The organism is Pseudomonas sp. TJI-51 (assembly GCF_000190455.2).
In the GTDB taxonomy this organism is placed as follows: Bacteria; Pseudomonadota; Gammaproteobacteria; order Pseudomonadales; family Pseudomonadaceae; genus Aquipseudomonas; species Aquipseudomonas juntendi.
Window position 1 is genome coordinate 40,903 of the sequence record NZ_AEWE02000036.1, and the last position, 19,398, is coordinate 60,300.

13 protein-coding genes and 1 pseudogene are annotated in these 19,398 nt (G+C 61.2%); 7 read left to right on the forward strand and 7 right to left on the reverse strand.

Translation table 11 applies throughout. The annotated features are described in order from the left end of the window. The first annotated feature begins 216 nt into the window (after positions 1 to 216). Entirely contained in the window at positions 217 to 1,230 is a 1,014-nt protein-coding gene (locus G1E_RS08280) for an alpha/beta hydrolase (protein ID WP_165944141.1), read from the forward strand. 65 nt (positions 1,231 to 1,295) lie between these two features. On the opposite strand, the gene G1E_RS08285 is transcribed toward G1E_RS08280, so the two are convergent. Both G1E_RS08285 and argE read right to left on the reverse strand, forming a co-directional pair. Next, positions 1,296 to 2,573, reverse strand: coding sequence for an MFS transporter (locus G1E_RS08285; RefSeq protein WP_009684078.1), 1,278 nt, complete (start codon positions 2,571 to 2,573; stop codon positions 1,296 to 1,298). 46 nt (positions 2,574 to 2,619) lie between these two features. Continuing rightward, positions 2,620 to 3,927 carry an acetylornithine deacetylase gene (gene argE, locus G1E_RS08290; RefSeq protein ID WP_225785996.1) on the reverse strand — a complete coding sequence of 436 codons (1,308 nt, stop codon included), beginning with the start codon at positions 3,925 to 3,927 and terminating at the stop codon, positions 2,620 to 2,622. 105 nt (positions 3,928 to 4,032) lie between these two features. Here argE and G1E_RS08295 point away from each other — a divergent pair, with 105 nt between their 5' ends. From G1E_RS08295 to betB, 3 genes are all read left to right on the forward strand, one after another. Further along, positions 4,033 to 4,944, forward strand: a complete 912-nt coding sequence (locus G1E_RS08295) for a LysR family transcriptional regulator (protein WP_009684080.1) — start codon at positions 4,033 to 4,035, stop codon at positions 4,942 to 4,944. A gap of 78 nt (positions 4,945 to 5,022) precedes the next feature. Beyond that, entirely contained in the window at positions 5,023 to 6,774 is a 1,752-nt protein-coding gene (locus G1E_RS08300) for an amidohydrolase family protein (protein WP_009684081.1), read from the forward strand. Between the two features lie 17 nt (positions 6,775 to 6,791). After that, positions 6,792 to 8,261 carry a betaine-aldehyde dehydrogenase gene (betB, locus tag G1E_RS08305; protein WP_047149757.1) on the forward strand — a complete coding sequence of 490 codons (1,470 nt, stop codon included), beginning with the start codon at positions 6,792 to 6,794 and terminating at the stop codon, positions 8,259 to 8,261. On the opposite strand, the gene G1E_RS08310 is transcribed toward betB, so the two are convergent. Continuing rightward, the gene (locus G1E_RS08310) at positions 8,237 to 8,905 is read right to left on the reverse strand and encodes a TetR/AcrR family transcriptional regulator (protein ID WP_009684083.1); all 669 of its coding nucleotides are present in this window, start codon (positions 8,903 to 8,905) and stop codon (positions 8,237 to 8,239) included. The two genes, betB and G1E_RS08310, sit on opposite strands and share 25 nt — an antisense overlap. A 291-nt stretch (positions 8,906 to 9,196) precedes the next feature. Between G1E_RS08310 and G1E_RS08315 the strand changes: the two genes are divergently transcribed. Next, positions 9,197 to 11,113, forward strand: coding sequence for a DUF1302 domain-containing protein (locus G1E_RS08315; protein WP_009684084.1), 1,917 nt, complete (start codon positions 9,197 to 9,199; stop codon positions 11,111 to 11,113). Between the two features lie 86 nt (positions 11,114 to 11,199). Next, complete coding sequence (locus G1E_RS08320; RefSeq protein WP_047149758.1) at positions 11,200 to 12,528, forward strand: DUF1329 domain-containing protein; 1,329 nt, start codon at positions 11,200 to 11,202, stop codon at positions 12,526 to 12,528. Between the two features lie 96 nt (positions 12,529 to 12,624). Here the strand turns inward: G1E_RS08320 and G1E_RS08325 are convergent, their stop codons facing one another. The 4 genes and pseudogenes from G1E_RS08325 to G1E_RS08335 form a co-directional block, all read right to left on the reverse strand. Then, the gene (locus G1E_RS08325) at positions 12,625 to 13,584 is read right to left on the reverse strand and encodes a cation diffusion facilitator family transporter (protein ID WP_009684086.1); all 960 of its coding nucleotides are present in this window, start codon (positions 13,582 to 13,584) and stop codon (positions 12,625 to 12,627) included. Positions 13,585 to 13,729: 145 nt separating this feature from the next. After that, a complete protein-coding gene (locus G1E_RS30165) occupies positions 13,730 to 14,485 on the reverse strand; it encodes a methyl-accepting chemotaxis protein (protein ID WP_370593800.1) in 756 nt (251 codons plus the stop codon). Between the two features lie 102 nt (positions 14,486 to 14,587). Then, positions 14,588 to 15,796, reverse strand: a pseudogene (locus G1E_RS30170) (HAMP domain-containing protein); the annotation flags it as partial. A 64-nt stretch (positions 15,797 to 15,860) separates the two neighbouring features. Further along, positions 15,861 to 17,213, reverse strand: a complete 1,353-nt coding sequence (locus G1E_RS08335) for an APC family permease (RefSeq protein ID WP_009684088.1) — start codon at positions 17,211 to 17,213, stop codon at positions 15,861 to 15,863. A gap of 446 nt (positions 17,214 to 17,659) precedes the next feature. On the opposite strand from G1E_RS08335, the gene G1E_RS08340 reads away from it, so the two are divergent. Further along, entirely contained in the window at positions 17,660 to 19,168 is a 1,509-nt protein-coding gene (locus G1E_RS08340; RefSeq protein WP_009684089.1) for a YdgA family protein, read from the forward strand. Positions 19,169 to 19,398: the final 230 nt, after the last annotated feature.

Genomic DNA, 19,398 nt, shown 5'->3' on the forward strand with positions numbered 1-19,398 from the left:
AAGCACCCTCCGATCAAAAAAGGCTTCGCCCGGGACCGACTGCCGATTTGCCCGCCGCGCTCTATTAATTAGAACGCATCTCTGCAGCCCTCTGCTTGTAGCCCTTTAGGGTGCCTCATAAGATTAGCCAGTTTCGCCTGTATTTATCGAGGCGTTGATTCTGGGAGTGGGGAATCCATGAAGAGGCCAGTCAGCCAGGTCGGCATGAAGTGGGTCGTGGAGGCGTTGGGCAGGCTGCCCCATCGCTTGCAATCTGCCATTGGCGGGTCTCGTCTCAACCAGCCGGGTCACGTGTTAAGCGCCGAAGTGGCGATGTTTCTCAGGCTGATGGGGGACCGCGAGCTTGCCCGCCCGCAGCACCAGCCCCTGGATAAAGTGCGCGAACAGACCGACCATGACGCCTGGGTGTTTGGCGGCTGTGATGCACCTGTCGACCTGGAGCGAAGCTTCACGATCGACGGGCAGGGCGGGCCTGTTCCAGTCAAGACGTTCGTAACGAACGACTGCGCGCAGGGCGTACTCATTTACTTCCACGGTGGCGCCTGGGTATCCGGAAGCCTGGCAAGCTGTGAAAGTATCTGCCGGTATCTGGCGCGCGAAGCCAGGCTGCACGTACTGTCGGTGGACTACAGGCTGGCACCCGAGCATCCATTTCCTGCCGCCATCGATGACGCACTGGCAGCCTATGAGCATGTGCTGAAGGACATGCAGGCGGCCAATACGCCTGGCGCATTCATTGCCGTGGCGGGCGACAGCGCGGGTGGCAATATTGCTGCCGCGTTGTGCTACACGCTCAGAGAGCAGAAACGGCGCTTGCCCGACTTCCAACTGCTGTTCTACCCGGTCCTGGACAACGAAAACAGGTCGACGTCCTATTCGCTGTTCGAAACAGGCTATGTGTTGACTGCGGACCAGATGAACTGGGCGCGTGAGCTGTATGTCCCCAGCCGGGCCTACAGCGACCCGGCTGTGTCGCCGTTGCTGGCCGACAGTTTTGAAGGGCTGCCACCAACGTATATTGCCACCGCCGAGTTCGACGTACTTCGCGATGAAGGTGAGGCGTATGCGCACCTGTTATCGGCCGCTGGGGTGAACGTGACCCTGTGCAGGGCGGCTGGGCTCATTCATGGGTTTGCGAACATGATGGGCGTCAGTCGCGTGGCCAGGCAGGAAATGCAGCAGGCAGTAGCAGCGCTGGTACGTAGCCGACAAGCGCACGGTGGGAAATGAGGGGTTGTCAGGCCTCTGGTGCCTGACAACCGCCAAGTGTGCATGACCCGATGCGCCCTGTTGCGTCAGGGGACACTTTTGATTTTCAGCACCAGCAGCCCGCCCATCAAGCCTGCCAGGCCTGCAAACATGTAGAGGGCAGGGTAGCCTCCGAACTGGGTCACCAGCATGGCGCACAGGGCAGGGGCGAGGATCTGTGGCCCGACGATGGCAACGTTGATGATCCCCAGGTCCTTGGCATGGTCCGCCGAACTGGGCAGCACCTGGCTGATGAGCGCTTGATCGACGGCGACATAGGCACCATAGCCAACACCGAGTATCGCTGAGGAAACCATAGCCATCGGCCAGTTCTGCCAGAAGGCCAACAACAGCGAAGCCACTCCCATGATCATCCCCGACACCGTCACGATGGCTTTGCGCCGGCCGGTCCGATCCGATATGGCCCCGCAGGCGAAAGCGGTGACCACCACGGCAGCGGTATAGATCAGCACCAGCTTCAGCAAGCCGTCTTCGGCCCGCTCACCCGGGTAAAGCGCCTCATAGCGCAGGCCGTCGCGAAGAAAGTACAGAAAGAACAGGGTGCCCGTGGCGCTGCTGAGGCCGACCAGAAAGCGCGTCGACCATGCCCAGGCAAAATCCGGATGCTTTCTGGGGCTGATCCAGAAGGCCGAAAACAACGCCTTCCAACGCCATTCACCGGTGTGCACCTGCTGCCCCAGCGGATCATCGGTAAACAACACAAATGGCATTGAAAGCACCACGAATATGGCCGCGACGACGGTGTAGCTTTGCGCTATGCCGACACCCAGCGTGGTGGTGATGACTGCGCCCAGTACAACTGCCACGGACAACATCACGCCATTCCAGGCGCTGACAATGGCCCGTTGCTCAACTGGCACGCGGTCCGGTATTGCAGCGGTGATTGCACACAACACCCCGCTGGTGCCCACTTGTACCAAGGCCCAATAAACGACGATGCCCGTCCAGGTCGTTTGCTTGCCCAGCATGTAAAGTGCCAGCGCGCCGACGACAATGCCGAGAAAGTTCCACGGGTGACGGCGGCCGAACACTGAGCGGGTTCTGTCTGACAGAAAGCCGATGACAGGCTGTGCGACCAGTGCGATGGCCGAGCCAATGCCCATCACCATGCCCAGCGCGCTTTCTTTCGAGTTGGGCGCCAATATTTCCATCTGCTGGGCAAGCAGTACTTGGATGGGGGCGAATACCGCCAGCCAGACGCCAAGCAGTGACAGTGCCATGGCTAGAATGAAACCCCTGCCTACCCGGGTGCCACGCCCGTGGTCACAGCGCTGCATTTTCAAATCCGTGCGCAACTCACCCATCGTGTTTTCCTTGTTGTTATTGATCGGTCAAGGCCGCCAGCCAGTGTCAAACCTGCTGGCTGAGCACCAGCTTGTTCAGGAAGCTATTGCAAAGGTCCAGTTGCTCGAGCGACACGTATTCATTGGCCTTGTGTGCCTGCTCGATGTAGCCGGGCCCACAAACGATGGTGGGCACGCCAACTTCCTGAAATAAGCCTGCCTCGGTGGCATAGGAAACCCGGCGTACACGGGTGTCTTGCCGCAAGCCGGCAATCAGCGTGCAGATTGCTTCTTTTTCGCTGGGGCTCAACGCGGGTGCCCTGGAGATTTTTTCGAAGACGATTCCTGCGGTATGCACGCGTGACTTCATCTCCGGCTGAAGCACCTCTTCGGCGTAGCGGGTTATTTTTGCGTATATCGATTCGGGGTCGACGCCTGGCAGGTTGCGGAACTCGAACTGAAACTCGCAGTGTTCCGGGATCGTATTGATTGCTATGCCGCCACTGATCGTGCCTGTTTGCGCGGTACTGAACGGTACGTCGAAACCCTCATCGAACGGGCCGTGATGTGAAGACTGCCGTGCGAGGTCGCTGATGAAGGTAATCAGCCGCGCGGCATACTCGATGGCGTTCACCCCGGCCGGTTGCAGCGACGAGTGCGCAGCATGCCCTTTGACCTTGCAGCGGTAGGCATTGATGCCCTTGTGGGCAACGACGATGCCCATGCCGGTGGGCTCGCCAACGATGCAACCCTGCGGTGCAACGCCGCGCTTGACCAGGTCTTGCACCATTGAGGGGGCACCGGCACAGCCGATCTCTTCATCATATGACAGCGCAAAATGCAGCGGCGCTTTCAACGCGGTGCGCAGCATATTCGGCAGCTGTTCCAGAGCGACTCCAATGAAGCCCTTCATGTCGCATGCGCCACGTCCGTACAGCTTGTTGTCGCGTACGGTCGGTGAGAAAGGGTCGGACGCCCAGGCCTGGCTGGTGACCGGAACCACATCGGTATGGCCGGACAAGACCAACCCGCCGGTCGTGGACCCGTCACACGCAGGGACCGTGGCGAACAAGTTGGCCTTGCGCCCGTCACGGTCGTAGATGAGGGTGCTGTCGATACCGTAAGACTTGAAGTAGTCGCGCACCACTTCTATCAAACCCAAGTTCGACAGTGCGCTCGTTGTATCCATGCTGATGAGCCGCTCGACCCATGGGTAGGCAGTGCAAAAATTAGCAGAAGTCATCTTATGGTCTTCATTCAAAGTACATCGGCATTGGGTGGGCGCGGCGGTGGATGGCGCGAGTTTGCCGAGCACCAATGCCCACGTTTGAATCATCGCGTGCGGCCAACCGCCTGCATTATTGAAGTTCTGCAAGGCTGCAGGTACACCTGCCGGGTTGATGCTATGACGCCTAGAAAGTGACTACAATCAATGTCAGCTTGTTTTTTGTTCTGATTGTTAGATCAACGAGGGCGCGGCATGAGTCGACTGATCAACCTTTCACGCATTGCCTATTTCCACGAAGCTGCCCGTTGCGGCAGCATTCGCGCGGCTGCCGACCTGCTGAACGTCGCCCCATCGGCGGTCACCCGGCAGATCCAGCTGCTGGAGGCCGAACTGGCGACGGTATTGCTCGAGCGGCGTGGCCGGGGCGTGGCGCTGACGGAGGCGGGCAAGCAGGTCATCGAGTTTCACCGCGAACAGGAGGCGCATCTCGGTGACCTTCTGGGCCGGCTTCAGTCGCTTCGGGAGATGAAAACCGGCCACGTGAGCCTGGTTCTGGGTGAGGGGTTCGTCAACGACATCCTCAACGGCCCCTTGCCGCGGTTCTGCAAAGCCTACCCAGGCGTGAAAATCAGCCTCGACTCGGCGGGTACCAACGAGCTGATTCGCAAGGTGCTGGAAGACGACGCCGAAATCGGGCTGGTCTACAACCCGCCGACCCACCCCAAATTGGTCTCTCGCGCCTGCCGTGTGCAGCCGATGAAAGTGATCTTCAGCCCCGACTCGCCGCTGCGCAAGGGCGACGGGCCCCTGCGTGCCCGTGAGTTGCTGGACTATCCGCTGGCGGTCACCTATTCCACGCATGGCGTCAGGCAACTGGTGGATGTGCTGGAGCTGGCCGAGAAAGTCAGGTTCGACCCGATGATGACCACCAACTCGATCGCCACGCTCACCCAGTTCGCCAAGACAGGGCTGGGTATCGCCTTCCTGCCGGCATTCGCCATAAAAGCAGAGCTGGACGCTGGGGAACTGCTGTGCCGGGATGTGGGCCATCCACTTTTCCTGACGGCCGAAGCCCACGTGGTAACGCGTGTTGGGCGCCGGTTGTCCTCGGCGGCTGCGCGCATGCTGCAAGTGCTGACAACGCAGATGCAGGCTTTCAAGTAAACGCAAGTATGGCACTTGACAGGGCAAGTCGCGCCTGTATTCTGATGACAAGCGTAGTCAAAATGTGAGAACAATAATATGCATTATGACCTGATCATCAAGAACGGCCTGGTCTTCGATGGCGTCAGCCACAATGGCGTGGCGGCGGATGTTGGCATCCAGGGCGGGCGTGTTGTTGCCGTCAGTGCATCAGCACTTGACCCGGCAGTGGCGGCAGCGGTACTGGATGCGAAAGGTTGCTGGGTGATGCCCGGTTTTCTGGAAATGCACTCGCACTACGATGCGGAGATATTGAGTTCTGCTGCATTGAAAGAATCCATCCGCCACGGTGTCACCACCGTGGCGACGGGTCTTTGTTCGCTGAGCATGGTTTCAGCTTCGGCGCAGGATTGCGCGGATCTGTTCAGCCGTGTGGAGTCCATCCCGCATGACCATGTACTGGACCTGCTAACCACACATAAGCGTTGGTCATCGCCGGCCCAGTACCGCACCTTCCTCGAAGGGTTGCCGTTAGGGCCGAACGTGGCGTGCTACATCGGCCACTCCGATATCAGGGCTGCCGCCATGGGGTTGCTCGAGGCCACCACGCCGCGGCCACCGACCGAGCAGGAACTGCGCAGCATGGAGGCCCTGCTCGATGAAGCTTTGGACCAGGGGTTCCTTGGCCTGTCGGTCATGAAAACCAAGATCGACCGGGTGGCCGGCGAACGTGCATGGTCGCGCCCACTGCCCTCGACCTTTGCCAGCTGGGCCGAAATGGCCCGGCTGTTCAAACGGCTGCGCGCTCGCGGGGCGATCCTGCAGGGCGCCCCGGATGTGGCCGAGCCCTCCAGTGCGGTACGCCTGATGCTCGCTGCCTCGGGCTGGTTCCGGCCAAAGCTGAAAACCACGTTGCTCACGGCGCTGGACCTGAAGGTGAAGCCCAGCCTGCAGAAGATGGTTCGCCTGAGTGGCTGGGTTACCCAAAAGCTGCTGCGCGGCAACCTCAAATGGCAGTTTCTACCGGCGCCACTGCGGGTCTACAGCGCGGGGCTGAACTTCAACAATTTCGACGAATTTGCCGGCGGCCTGGTGCTGCGCAACCTGAAGAACGAAGAGGACCAGTACGCAGAAGCCACCAAGCCCGAGTTCCGTGAATTATTCAAACAGGGTTTGGGCAGCGTATTGAAAGTAGGGCTCTGGCAACGGGACTTTTCCGACGCTTATGTCACAGCCTGCCCGGACCCAAACCTGATTGGCCGCAATTTCGGCGAAATCGCCAGGTCGCGCGAGCAGGACCCTATCGACTGCTTCCTCGATCTGGCGGTGCAGTACAAATCCGAGCTTGTCTGGACCACGCTTATGGGCAACAGCCGGGTCGAGGTCATGCACAAACTCATGCGCAGCCGCAGCGTCCATGTCGGCTTCGCTGATTCCGGGGCGCATATTCGTGGCCTGGCTTTCTACAATTTCCCGTTGCGCTTCCTGAAATATATCCGCGATGCCCACCTGGAAGGTAACCACTTCATGAGTGTGGGCGAGGGGGTGGCGCGTGTCACTTCCGAACTGGCCGACTGGTACGGGCTCGACGCAGGCAGGCTGAGGCCGGGCGCCCGGGCAGATATCGCCATCGTTGACCCCCAGGGCTTGAACAGTGACCTGGACGCGGTCAGCGAAGACCTCATCGAAAACACCCCGCTCAGGCGGTTGGTCAACCGCAACGACCAGGCAGTGCTGGCCACGTTGGTCAATGGGCGAGTGGCCTATGCCAGGGACGGTGGGTTCGCCAAGGACCTTGGCGTAGCGCACCACTATGGCAAATTCCTGCCGGCCCGTACTCAGCCTGCCTGAGCAAGAGGATCACCAACATGCACAGAACCATAGGGCAGTTCATCGATGGCAGGCAGGTCTACGCCAGCGGTTGCAGCACATTCGACTCGATCAACCCAGCCAACGGCCAGCTGTTGGCCACTGTCGAGCAAGCCAGCGCAGGGCAGGTCGACGACGCCGTGCTGTCGGCCAGCGCGGCGCAACGCGAGTGGGTCAAGCTTCCGGTGGCTGAGCGCACTGCGATAATGCTGGATGCAGCCAAGCTGATCTTGCTGCGCAATGACGAACTGGCGCAGCTGGAAACCCTCGATACCGGCAAGCCAATCTTCGATACCTCCAGGGTCGACATCAAAGGCGGGGTAGCGGTCATGCGCTACTTTGCCGGCTTGATGGCGGCTATCGAAGGCCGGCAGTCACCTGTGGGCGAAACAGCGTTCACCTATACCCGACGAGAACCGCTGGGTGTGGTGGCCGGGGTAGGCGCCTGGAACTACCCCCTTCAGATTGCCATGTGGAAGCTGGCGCCCGCGCTTGCGGCTGGCAATGCCATGGTGTTCAAGCCCAGCGAGTTGACACCCTTGTCCACCCTGCGCCTGGCCGAACTGCTGGTCGAGGCTGGCGTACCCGCAGGGTTGTTCAATGTGCTGCAAGGCAATCAGGCCGTGGGCAAGGCGCTCAGCGAGCACCCAGGTATCGCCAAGATTTCGTTCACCGGGAGCGTCGCGACCGGCATGAAAGTGATGACCAGCGCCGCCGGCACATTGAAGAAGGTCACCATGGAACTGGGTGGCAAATCACCGTTGATCATTCTGCCCGACGCCGATATCGAGCGAGCGGCAGATATTGCGGTAATGGCTAACTTCTTCAGCAGCGGCCAGGTGTGCACCAGTGGTACGCGGGTGTTCGTGCACCGCGCTATCCAGGCCAGGCTGCAGCGCGCAATCCTGAAACGGGTTGAAAATATTGCGATTGGCGACCCCAGTGACCCGCGCACGCGGTTCGGCCCTTTGGTCAGCCAGGCGCACCGCGAGAAAGTGCTGGCCTACATTCAAAGCGGTCGCGACGCCGGCGCGACATTGCTGTGTGGCGGGCACCTGCCGGCAGGGCAGGCGTTCGCGGCAGGCAGTTACTTGCTTCCGACTGTGTTTACGGACTGCAGCGACGACATGCAGATTGTTCAGGAAGAGATATTCGGGCCGGTGATGAGCCTGTTGACCTTCGACAGCGAGCAAGAGGTGATCGCGCGTGCCAATGCCTCGGTACTAGGCCTGGCGGGCGGCGTGGTAACCCAGAACATCTCCCAGGCGCACCGTATCGTGCACGCGCTGGAGGCGGGTATCTGCTGGGTCAATACCTGGGGCCAGGTGCCGCCTCAAATGCCCGTTTCCGGCAGCAAGCTGTCCGGTATCGGCCAGGAGAACGGCATCGAGGCACTGCTCGAGCACACGCGGACCAAATCGGTATTCATTGAACTGGGCAGCTATCAGTCCGTTTTCCCACCCTGCTGATCGTACAGGGCTGCGCCAGGCACCTTGGCGCAGCCTTCGATCAGGGCAAGCCCTGTGTCGATCAGCACGTTCACAGGGTCCCGGTATTGGCTCAAGGTCCAGTAAACGGCAATCTGGTTTATTGCCCCGAGTATGCCCATGCACATGTACAGTTCCGAGGCGACCGGCTTGAAGCCACCGTAGGTGCGGTTGATCGCGGACAACAGGAAGTTGCAGAAGCGCAAGTTGTTCTGCTGGTAGAGGTTGTCGACGCGTTGGCTTACCCCGAGCACTTCGACCAATACGATTTTCGCCACCAGCGGGTCCTGCATGGCCTCGAAAAACGTGGCGAGGAACTTGCGGCCTGCGTGGTGGTGTACCTGGTCGTGGTCCTGGTAGAGCTGGTTCAGGCGTTGTTCCAGGTCGTCCATGATCGATACGTACACCGCGCACAGCAGCTCTTCCGTGCCCTCGAAGGACTCGTAGAAGTACCGATCGGTGAGTTTCGCCTCGCTGCACAGGTCGCGCACGGTCGTGGCGCGGTAGCCCTGGGTGCCGAAAAGCTGCATCCCCGCCTTCATGAAGGCCTCCCGGCGGGCCTTGATGCGCTGCTCTTGGCTGACGCCACGGTAGGAGCGCTCGGCACCCCCGGAGGTTTTGCTCATTGTGGCCACCCTTCTAATAAACTGAATTCCATTGTAGTCAAAATTTTTAAATCACGACAAGCGCGGCCCTGTCGCACAGCGCTGTGCCGTTCAGTCACGGAAAAAGGCACTGATTTAAGCAACAAAGCCGCGTACGAAACTGAATGGTCAGCGCCGCTAGACGATTGACAGCAGCCAGCCTTGGACGCATCTTGATGACATGCATCGTCAGATAATTCGAGTTTGGACCTTGCTCTGGTCGCGTCACTCCGGTGCGTAAAAAAACAAAAAGACATCCCAGGAGCAGTACTGATGAAACCTTTCCGTTTTGCTGACCCTTGTGGGTCGAAAAGCAGGGTTGCATGGCTCGGCTTTGCGTCAGCTATCACCTTCACCCAGCCCGCTGCAGCGCTCGAATTTGCCCTCGCCGATGGCGATATCACCGGCACCCTGGATAATACCGTGTCTTTCGGCCAGGTATGGCGAGTTCAAGGCCAGGCGAAAAACAACGATGCGCTCAATGGCAACGACGGCAACCGCAACTTCGATACCGGGCTTGTTTCGCAGGTGTTCAAACTGACCTCGGAGCTTGAGGCCAAGTACCAGAATTATGGGCTGTTCGTTCGTGGGTCGGCGTTCTATGACACGCAGATAATGGATAAACGCAGTGACTACTACAACAACCCGGCGGTGGTAGAGCCTAGCCAGAATTATCCAAAGGATGACAGCTTTACCCGCAGTACCCGACACCTCGCCGGCCGCTCTGCCGACATTCTGGATGCCTACGTATACGGGGCATGGGACGTGGCCGATCACCCCCTGACGGTGCGTTTCGGCAGGCAGGTGTTCAACTGGGGTGAGTCCTTGTTCTATCGAGGCGTGAGCGTTTCGAACCCCGTGGATGCGGTCAAGTACCGCTTGCCTGGCTCTCAGGTCAAGGAAGTGCTTGTGCCGGTTGAGGCGCTGAGCCTGAATTTCGGCCTGACCGACAACCTGTCCATGGACGCTTACTACCAGTTGAAATGGAAAGAAACGGCGCTTGACCCGGTTGGCAGCTACTACTCCACCACCGATATCTTCGGGCCGGGTGGCAACACTGCGTACGCCCAGGTCCCTGCATTGGTTCCGGCAATGGCAGCGTACGGCATGGCCACCCAGATCCCGGGCGGCCTTGGCCAAGGCCCCTTCAATGCCAGCCGCTACCTCGACCCCGCCACTGGCATCTTCAAGGTCAGCAACGTGCAGTCGGACGACAAGGCTCGGGCCAGCGGGCAATACGGTATCAGCTTGCACTATATTGCCGAGGCCTTGAATGCCACCGACTTCGGCTTCTATTTTGCCAATTACCACGCCAAGGAGCCCGTGCAGCAGATCGACACCGGCGCCTACCGTGGCGTCGATCTGACCACGCTTGATTCGCTAATCGGCCCCAGCGCCGCGCGGGCATTGGCAACCCTGGACCTGTCACAGAATGCCAATGTGCGCCGTGAGTATGTCGAGGACGTTCGCATGTACGGCCTCAGCTTCAATACCACGATAAACAATGCGTCGGTTTTCGGTGAAATTTCCTATCGGCCGAATCTGCCGATTGCAATCAGTGCAACCAACGACCTGGTGGGTGACCTTCTCGCGCAAGGCGTGGCGGGTACGTCGGGGCTGTACGACGCCAACCTCGGCGGCGCGCAGGCGTGTGCCTCGCTGGGCGGTAAGCCGTTCTGCCGGGGCGGGGTCTATTCCAACTACGAGCGTGTCAAGTCGATCAACGCCTCGCTGGGCACCATCTACAACTTTGGCCCGTCGTTGGGCTTCAACTCGTTGGTCGGCATTGCCGAAATCGCGACCCAGTCCTACCACGGCAGCGACTTGAGTTATACCGGGTACAACCCCACCCCGGTAAAGCGCAAGTTCGCCGGCACCCCAGACACCACCGACAACCCCATGACCCGCGAGGCGTATGGCTACACGCTCAGCATGCAGGGCACCTGGACCAACGTATACGCTGGCGTGAACCTCTCGCCGTTCTTCGTCCACACCAACAACTTCAAAGGCAACTCCGACCTGACCGGCAGTTTCATGGAAGGCCGAAAAGGCTACACCTTCGGCATCAAGGCTGATTACCTGAGCCGCTTTGAAGCCGGCCTGCAATACACCCTGTTTACCGGTGCGGGGCAAAGCAACCTGATCCGTGACAGGGACAACGTCAGCATGGACGTGAAGTACTCGTTCTAACGAGGTATTCATTCTTTCAAGCAGGGCTAACCATGAAATACTACGTCAAGCATGCCAAGTGTCTTTCTCTCGTCGTTGGCACCGTTATGCTGTTCGCCTTCGGCGCGGCACACGCCGCTGTGTCTGAACAACAGGCAAGCCGGCTGGGTAAAGACCTTACCCCCCTGGGCGGCGAAACCGCGGGCAACGCCGATGGCAGCATCCCCGCCTGGACCGGCGGCCTGAGCAAACCCCCGGCCGGTTACGTGCCAGGCCAGCATTACGTTGATCCGTACCCGGACGACAAACCGTTGTTCACCATCACCGCGGAAAATGTCGAGCAGTACAAAAGCAAACTGAGCCCCGGGCAGATCGCCCTGCTCAAAGCCTACCCGCAAACCATGTCTTACCCGGTCTATACCACTCGCCGCAGTGCTGCCGAGCCACAGTGGGTGTACGACAACACCCGGCAAAACGCGACCACGGCGGAGCTGGCCGAAGGCGGCAACGGCTTCATCCACGCATTTGGCGGTATCCCGTTCCCGATCCCGCAAAGCGGCGTGGAGGCCCTGTGGAACCATATCGCTCGCTACCGCGGTACCTATGTGGTCCGCAAACTCTCGGAAGCCACCGTTCAAGCCAATGGGCAGTACAGCCTGGCCACTTATGACCAGGACGTCCTGTTCAAGTACTACGTCAAAGGCGGCAGTTACTCGACGCTGAACAACATCCTCTTCTATTACCTCAGTGCCGCCCGTAGCCCGGCCCGTATGGCGGGTGAGGCGTCGCTGGTGTACGAAACGCTGAACCAGGTGGCGGAGCCACGCATGGCCTGGGGCTACGTGCCAGGGCTGCGGCGGGTGCGTCGCGCCCCTACCATCTCCTACGACACGCCGGACAGCGGTTCCGATGGCCTGATCACCGTTGATGACCGTGATATGTTCAACGGCTCCCCCGATCGCTATGACTGGAAGCTGGTCGGCAAGAAAGAAATCTACATTCCCTACAACAACTATCGAATCGCCAGCCCGCAGTACAAGTACGATGACATCATCAAGCCCGGCCACCTGCTCAGTGCGCCGACCCGCTTCGAGTTGCACCGGGTGTGGGTGGTAGAGGGCACGTTGCGGCCAACGGCGCGGCATATCTACTCGAAACGGGTGTTCTACCTCGACGAAGACAGCTGGCAAATCGCGCTTGCCGACCGCTATGACAGCCACGGCGAACTGTGGCGGGTATCGATAGGCTACATGAGCAACTTCTACAACGTGCCCACCACCTGGACCACCGTCGACGCATTCTATGATTTGCAGGCGCGCCGCTACATGGTTCAGAAGTTGGAAAACGAGGAAAGCAAAACGCTCGACTTCAGCCAGCCAGTGCCCTCCGAAGACCGCTACAAGCCTGCAACCCTGCAGCGCATGGGCAACCGCTGACACGTGCCGCCAGGCGGCTCTGCCCGTGGCGGGCGGTGCCGCAGGGTTTCAGATGCAGGGCTGGCCGTGCCATGCCAGCCCGGCATTCTCGAAAGCTCATTCCGCCCATTCCGGGTCGCCCGTGAACACCACCGTCAACCAGCGGTTCGGCCCTTCACCGCCCACGGCTTCACCAATCTCGTTGCGCCACGCGTCCCATTCATCGATGGTCTTCGCTGCCATGGCCTTGGGTACGATGAAGTACAGCTCGATCTCGCGTGAGCGCCCGACCTTGGCAACATAGGCACGGTAGGACTGCAACCCGTGGCGGGCGACAAAGGCCTTGGCCACTTCGTCCACGTGCAGCTTGAGGTCGCCTGGGGTGACCAGGAAAATGTCCGCCAGGGCCTGGCGCACCACCGCCATCGGCAGCGGCACAATCACCAGGCACACCAGCGCCAGTACCGCCGGGTCGATGTACGGTGATACCCACTCCCATGAGGTTCCCTGAACCGCGTAACCAAAGCAGAAGGCGATCAGCAGTGCCGCGGTGATGCTGGCCGACATCACCCAGCCCTTGACGTCCATGGCCACGAAGTCCGACTTCAGCTGGCGGTTGGCGCGGGCCTCGACCAGGGCGATGGTCACGCAGCAGATCACGGTCACTACCGCGTAGACCATGGCAATGCCGAACTCCAGGTGTCGGCCGCCCTGCAGCAGGCTGCTGACGGCGTTGATCAGGGCATAGACCGCCACGCCGCTGAGCAGGATGCCATTGAGTGCCAGCACCATCGGCTCCAGGTGCCAGAAGCCCATGGTGAAACGCTCGCGCAGCTTGCGCGACATCTGCACGCTGGTGGTATGCGAGGTGATCAGCTTGACCACCACCAGCGACAGGCCGCTCATGCTGGCGTCGACCAGTGAGTAAACGCCATCGAACATGATCGAGAACGACCCGGAGGCCACGCCGAAAGCGATGCCGATGCTGGCGATGAACAGGGTGACGGCGATCGAGGTGCGCAGCAGGCCCTGTTCGCTGGCGATGTCGAAGAACGAAGATCGGGGGGCGGTTTGCATAAGGTGTGCTCGGCAAAAACGATGATGCTGTGGTGCCTGTGAGGGCCTCTTCGCGGGTGAACCCGCTCCTACAGAGGGGCATGGCTTCAAAGGCCAGTGCGGGTCCCTGTGGGGGCGGGTTTACCCGCGAAGAAGCCCTTACAGATTAGACGCGGAACTGCTCCATGAGCGCTTGTTGCTGGTTGGCCAGCCGGTTCAAGGCCTGGCTGATGCGAGCCGACTCGTCTGCCTGGCCTGCCAGCGATTGGGTAACGTCGCGAATGCCGGCTACGTTGCGGTTCACCTCTTCGGCCACTGCGCTCTGTTCCTCGGCGGCCGAGGCAATCTGCAGGTTCATGTCGCTGATCACCGCCACCGCCTCGCCAATGCGTTGCAGTGCCGGCAGGGCCTGCTCCATGCGTGCGGCACTGGCTTGCGCCTGGCGTTGGCCCTCGTGCATGGCGCCCACGACATCCTGGGTGCCTTGCTGCAAACCTTCGATGACCTGGCGAATTTCCTCCACCGACACCTGCGTGCGCTGTGCCAGCCCGCGCACCTCGTCGGCGACTACGGCAAAGCCACGGCCGGCTTCCCCGGCACGGGCTGCTTCAATGGCCGCATTCAGTGCCAGCAGGTTGGTCTGCTCGGCGATGGTACGGATGACTTCCAGTACCGTGCCGATCTGAGTGCTGCGGCTCTCCAGGGCGCGTGCGTCGGCCATGGCCGTGTCCATGTCCAGTGCCAGCCGGTCGATGCCCTGGCGGGTACTGTCGATTAACTGCAGGCCTTCCTGGCTGGCCTGGTCGGCGGCACGTGCCGCCTGGGCCGCCTGCGCGGCGTTATGGGCGACATCCAGCGCGGTGGCGCTCATTTCGTTGGCCGCGGTGGCCACTTGCTCGATTTCACGGTGTTGCTGCTGCATGCCGGCGCTGGTCTGGCTGGCGATGGCTGCCGACTGGTCGGCGGTGCCTCGGGCCTCCTGCAGCGAGCCTTTGACCTGGGCGATGACCGGCTGCAGTTTGTCGAGGAAGCGGTTGAACCACGCGCTGAGCTGGCCCAGTTCGTCCTGGCGGGCGTAGTCCAGGCGGCGGGTAAGGTCGCCTTCGCCGCTGGCGATGTCTTCAAGCCGGGCAGCCACCGCCAGGATCGGGCGGGTTACCCCGCGGGCCGTGAGCCACACCAGCAGCAAGCCCAGCACTGCCGCGCCCAGGCCGATCAGCAGGCTGGTCAGGTTGGCACGCTGGTTGTGCGCATCCAGGCGCTGATTGAGGGCTACCGCGGGCGCCTGCAGCACGCTTTCCGGCACTTCCAGCAATACCTGCCACGGGGCGGCGTCGGGAATGGGCGTGAAGGGGTGCGCAACCCGTAACTGGCCAGCGGCAACTGCAGGCTCAACGGGTTTGCCGAGCATGCTGGCGTCGCGGCTATTGCCTGCCAGCAGGCCGGCCGCGCTGGCGATGCTCACCTGGCCCTGACCCTCGAACAGCTCGCGGCGGCCGTTTGTGCTCAGTTGCTGCAGGTTGTCCAGGCTGATATCCAGGCCGACCACGCCCACCACTTTGCCATGTTCCAGCAAGGGCAGGGCGATGCTGGTCATCAGTACCTGGCTGCCGTTGACCTCGTCCAGATACGGTTCCAGCAGGCAGGTTTTGCCGGTCTCCAGTGGGCAGGTCAGCCAGCGGTTTTTCGCCGCGCCGTTGCTGCCGATGCTGGCGTCGCCGAGCAGCGCTTCTGGCATGGCTTCGCGCTCCAGGGTGCCCGGGCGCGGCTGCGACCAGTACAGCGAAAAGCGCCCGCTCTCGTTGCTGCCCACCGCGTCCTGGCCGCGGTACTGGCTGTCTTGCTGGTCCAGTGCATCGGGTTGGAACACCAGGTACAGGCCGATCATGTCAGGTTTGCCGGCCAGGCTGGCTCGCGCCTGGCGGGTGAGTTCGGCGCGCAGGTCGTTGCCACCTCGGGCTTGCAGCACTTGCACCAGGCGGGCAAAGCCATTGCCGTATTGATAAGCGTCCATGAAGTAGCGCTGAATGCGCAGGGCCTGGGTTTCGGCATGGGCCTCCAGGCGCTGCCGCGCGCTGCTGTCGAGCATGGCGGTGTTGGCTTGGTTGACCAGCGTGGCACTGCGCTGTGCCTGAGTCAGCGAGGTGGCCACCAGCAAGGCGACGATGGCCAGCAGGCAAAGGCCGGCCAGCAAGGTGATCTTCCATTGGATGGAGAGGCGGCGCAGCAGCATGGAGCTTTCCTTTTCGAACACTGCAACGCCCGCGGCCAGGCGCGGGCGTTGTGGGTAGCGTGGGTCATTCAGGCACGTAGTTGGGGGGCGCCGAGCGGAACGCCTTGGTCAGCCAGCCCAGGTACAGCAGGCCGAGCGCAGCCCAGATACCGCCAAAGATCAGCGAGTGGGCATTCAGGTCCAGCCACAGCGAAACGATGATGCAGAAGCCGATGGTGGGCAGTACCAGGTACTTCAGCTGGTTGGCCAGGCCCTTGCGGTTGCCCTCGCGCAGGTAGCAATGGTTGATCACCGACAGGTTGACGAAACTGAACGCCACCAGCGCGCCGAAGTTGATGATCGAGGTGGCAGTCACCAGGTCGAAGAAGATCGCCGACAGCGAAATGATGCCGACCACGGCAATGTTCAGTACCGGTGTCTTGTAGCGTGCGTGCAGGCGGGCGAAAACGCGGGCCGGGATCACGTTGTCGCGGCCCATCACGTACAGCAGGCGCGACACGCTGGTCTGCGAGGCCAGGCCCGAGGCGATGGTGTTGATCACCGTGCAGGCAATGAACACCGACTGGAACAGTTTGCCCCCGACATACAGGGCGATTTCCGGCAGGGCCGCCTCGTGGTCATGGAAACGCGCCATGGTCGGGAAGTAGGCCTGGATGAAGTACGACACGGTGATGAACACCACGCCACCGATCAGGGCGGTGAGGAAGATCGCCCGCGGGATGGTCTTGCCCGGGTCGCGGGTTTCTTCGGACAGGCAGGTGACGGCGTCAAAGCCCAGGAACGAGAAGCACAGGATGGTCGCGCCGGCGGCCAGTGCGCTGAACTGGGTCTGACCGTCGGCGAACGGGATCAGGCTCCAGGCCGTGCCAAGCCCTTCACCGTGGTGCAGGCCACGCACGCACAGGTAGATGAACACGGCGATGATCGCCACCTGCACGCCCACGAACAGCAGGTTGAAGTGCGCCACCAGGTTCACGCTGCGCATGTTGATCAGGCTGATGAGGGTCACGAAAGCGGCCACCCACACCCATGCGGGTACTTCCGGGAACATCGCCGAGAGGTACAGCTTGGCCAGCAGGGCATTGACCATTGGCAGCAGCAGGTAATCCAGTAACGACGACCAGCCGACCAGGAAACCCACGTGCGGGTTGATCGCGCGCTGGGTGTAGGTGTAGGCCGAACCCGACTGCGGGAAGCGTTTCACCAGGGTGCCATAGCTGACTGCGGTGAACAGGATGCCGGCCAGCGCCAGGATGTACGCGCTGGGCACGTGGCCGGCGGTTATCCCGCTGACGATGCCGAAGGTGTCGAATACCGTCATCGGTGTCAGGTAGGCCAGGCCAATGATGATCACGTGCCACAGGCGCAGGGTTTTGCGAAGTTGGCCGTTGCTGGCAGCGCTAGGGTCATGCTGCATGCTGGCATGGCTCCTGTTGCTGGGCGCGAACGGCGGGCACGGGGTATGGCGCATGCGGCAAGGGCGAGCGGGTGGGCTCCATGTTGTTCACCTTTTATGTTGGAGCAGCGGAAGGCGCGAGGGGGCGCGCAAAGTGGTGAAAATAAAAAACGATGGGTAGGTGGGTGTCAAGTTAAACATGACAAGACGTTACAACATTGAAATATTTATCGATATTAAGTGGATTTTGTTCGGTTTTTACGCGGTTTTTTGCGGTTCTGATCAATTTGTGTGTTCGAAAAAATCAACGATTCGGTCATGTGGTCAATCGGTTTGTTAGATGCTTCCGAAAGGCAGGATTTCGGCACTTTGGCCTGCGTCCCGTGCCTGCGGGGGTGATATTCTTCGTACTCTGTGTGGCCCGTGGCCGCCTACCCAGCCCTTACGGACAGCAATCGGTTCAATTCATGAAGAAATCAGTTGGCATTCTTTCCGGCCTGGCGGTTGCCATCGCCGTCGCAACCACCGCTGGCGCCTGGTACACCGGCAAGCAGTTGCCAGCCGAGCTGGACAACGCGCTTGCCCGCAGCAACGCCGAGCTGCAAAAGGCCCTGGTCACCACCGGTGGCAGCCTGCGTATCGAGCGGGTGTCGCTGGAGCAGCACTTCTTCAGCAGTACTGCCCAGTACCGGCTCAAGGCCCGCGACATCAACGTGGGTGAAGGCGAGGTGATCAACTTCGACGTGGGCGTGACCGACCACATCGAGCACGGCCCATTCCCCTGGTCGCGGATCAAGGCGCTGAAGCTGGTGCCGGTGATGGCCGTCAGCAACAGCACGTTGCAGAAGGACGATGCCGTCGCGCCTTGGTTCGACGCTGCCGGCGGCAATGTGCCGCTTAGCGCGCAGACCAGCCTGGGTTACGGGGGGGATGTGGTCAGCCGGATTCAACTGGCGCCGCTCAAGCTCGACAAGGCAGACGGCAACCGCCTCGATTTTTCGGGGATGCAACTGGAGGTCAGTGGCGACAAGGACGGCAAGGCCTCCAAGTTCCACGGCCATGCCGGCCGTTTGCTGATGAAGCTGGTGAACGACGACCAGCCACCGGCCACATTCGAGCTTCAGGGCCTCAAGCTTGGTGGCAACCTGGCGGCCACGCCGTACGACAATATCTACGTGGGCAACGTCGACCTGTTGCTAGCCGAGGCCAAGGTCACGCTAGGGCCAAAACAGCAGGTCCTGCTGGTCAAGGGCGTGGAGCAGTATGCCCTGCAGAGTCTTGAAACCCCCGACACCGTGGGCGGCCGCGTGGAGTACAAGGTCGGGGACATCAGTTGGGACGGCCGCGCGGTGGGCAAGGCGCAAATGGCGGTAAGCATCACCTCGGTCAATGCCCCGGCGCTGCAGGCCTTGTCGAAGTGGTACCAGTCGCACCTGCCGGAGTTCGAAGCTGCCGCTGCTGCCGGCCAGCCTGTGCCGCAAATCCAGATGGACGACGCTGAAAAGGCCCGCTTCCAGGGCGACCTGCAGCAACTGCTGGCGGCCAGGCCCAAGGTGGCGGTGGAAAACCTGTCGTTCAAGACCGCCAACGGCGAGAGCCGCTTCAACCTGGCGATGGACTTCGCCGCGCCGGCCAGCTTCGACCTGCCGCCGGACCAGCTGAGCAAACAGGTCGTCACCGAGGTGAAGAGCAAGCTCTCGCTGTCCAAACCCATGATTGGCGACCTGGCGACACTGCAAGCGCTGCTCGATGGCCAAACCGATGCCCAGGCGATCGCCATGCAGTCGGGGCAGGCCGGGGAGATGGTCGGCATGATGGCCGTGCAGAGCGGCCTGGCCACCGTGCAGGGCGATGATGTGGTCAGCAGCCTGCACTATGCCGATGGCATGGTCGATTTCAATGGGCAGAAGATGACCGTGGAAGAATTCGCCATGCTGATGGCCGCGCACCTCGCAGCGCTGTCGCCGCGGGGGTGATGGTTATCCGGCGCTGGTCTCCTGGTGGCTTCACCCGCGAACAGGCCAGCGCCGGCAACACAAAAACCCCTTTAGTAATCGCTGGATTCTCTGTAGCCTTCGGCCTCCGATAATAATCCGCGCCCGCAGAGGGCCGTGGCGGCCTGCGCCGTCCGGCACCCTTAGCCGATCTGTCAGGGCCGGGTGATACACTCGATTTGATGCGCACGCGCGCCTGCAGGTCCAGCGAT

What these genes read in the sequence shown, in the direction of transcription:
- G1E_RS08295 (WP_009684080.1), top strand. Translation starts at nt 4,033, where the DNA reads ATGAGTCGACTGATCAACCTTTCACGCATTGCCTATTTCCACGAAGCT.
- G1E_RS08310 (WP_009684083.1), bottom strand. Translation starts at nt 8,905, where the DNA reads ATGAGCAAAACCTCCGGGGGTGCCGAGCGCTCCTACCGTGGCGTCAGC.
- betB (WP_047149757.1), top strand. Translation starts at nt 6,792, where the DNA reads ATGCACAGAACCATAGGGCAGTTCATCGATGGCAGGCAGGTCTACGCC.
- G1E_RS08320 (WP_047149758.1), top strand. Translation starts at nt 11,200, where the DNA reads ATGCTGTTCGCCTTCGGCGCGGCACACGCCGCTGTGTCTGAACAACAG.
- G1E_RS08340 (WP_009684089.1), top strand. Translation starts at nt 17,660, where the DNA reads ATGAAGAAATCAGTTGGCATTCTTTCCGGCCTGGCGGTTGCCATCGCC.
- G1E_RS30165 (WP_370593800.1), bottom strand. Translation starts at nt 14,485, where the DNA reads ATGCAGCAGCAACACCGTGAAATCGAGCAAGTGGCCACCGCGGCCAAC.
- G1E_RS08300 (WP_009684081.1), top strand. Translation starts at nt 5,023, where the DNA reads ATGCATTATGACCTGATCATCAAGAACGGCCTGGTCTTCGATGGCGTC.
- G1E_RS08335 (WP_009684088.1), bottom strand. Translation starts at nt 17,213, where the DNA reads ATGCAGCATGACCCTAGCGCTGCCAGCAACGGCCAACTTCGCAAAACC.
- G1E_RS08285 (WP_009684078.1), bottom strand. Translation starts at nt 2,573, where the DNA reads ATGGGTGAGTTGCGCACGGATTTGAAAATGCAGCGCTGTGACCACGGG.
- G1E_RS08325 (WP_009684086.1), bottom strand. Translation starts at nt 13,584, where the DNA reads ATGCAAACCGCCCCCCGATCTTCGTTCTTCGACATCGCCAGCGAACAG.
- G1E_RS08315 (WP_009684084.1), top strand. Translation starts at nt 9,197, where the DNA reads ATGAAACCTTTCCGTTTTGCTGACCCTTGTGGGTCGAAAAGCAGGGTT.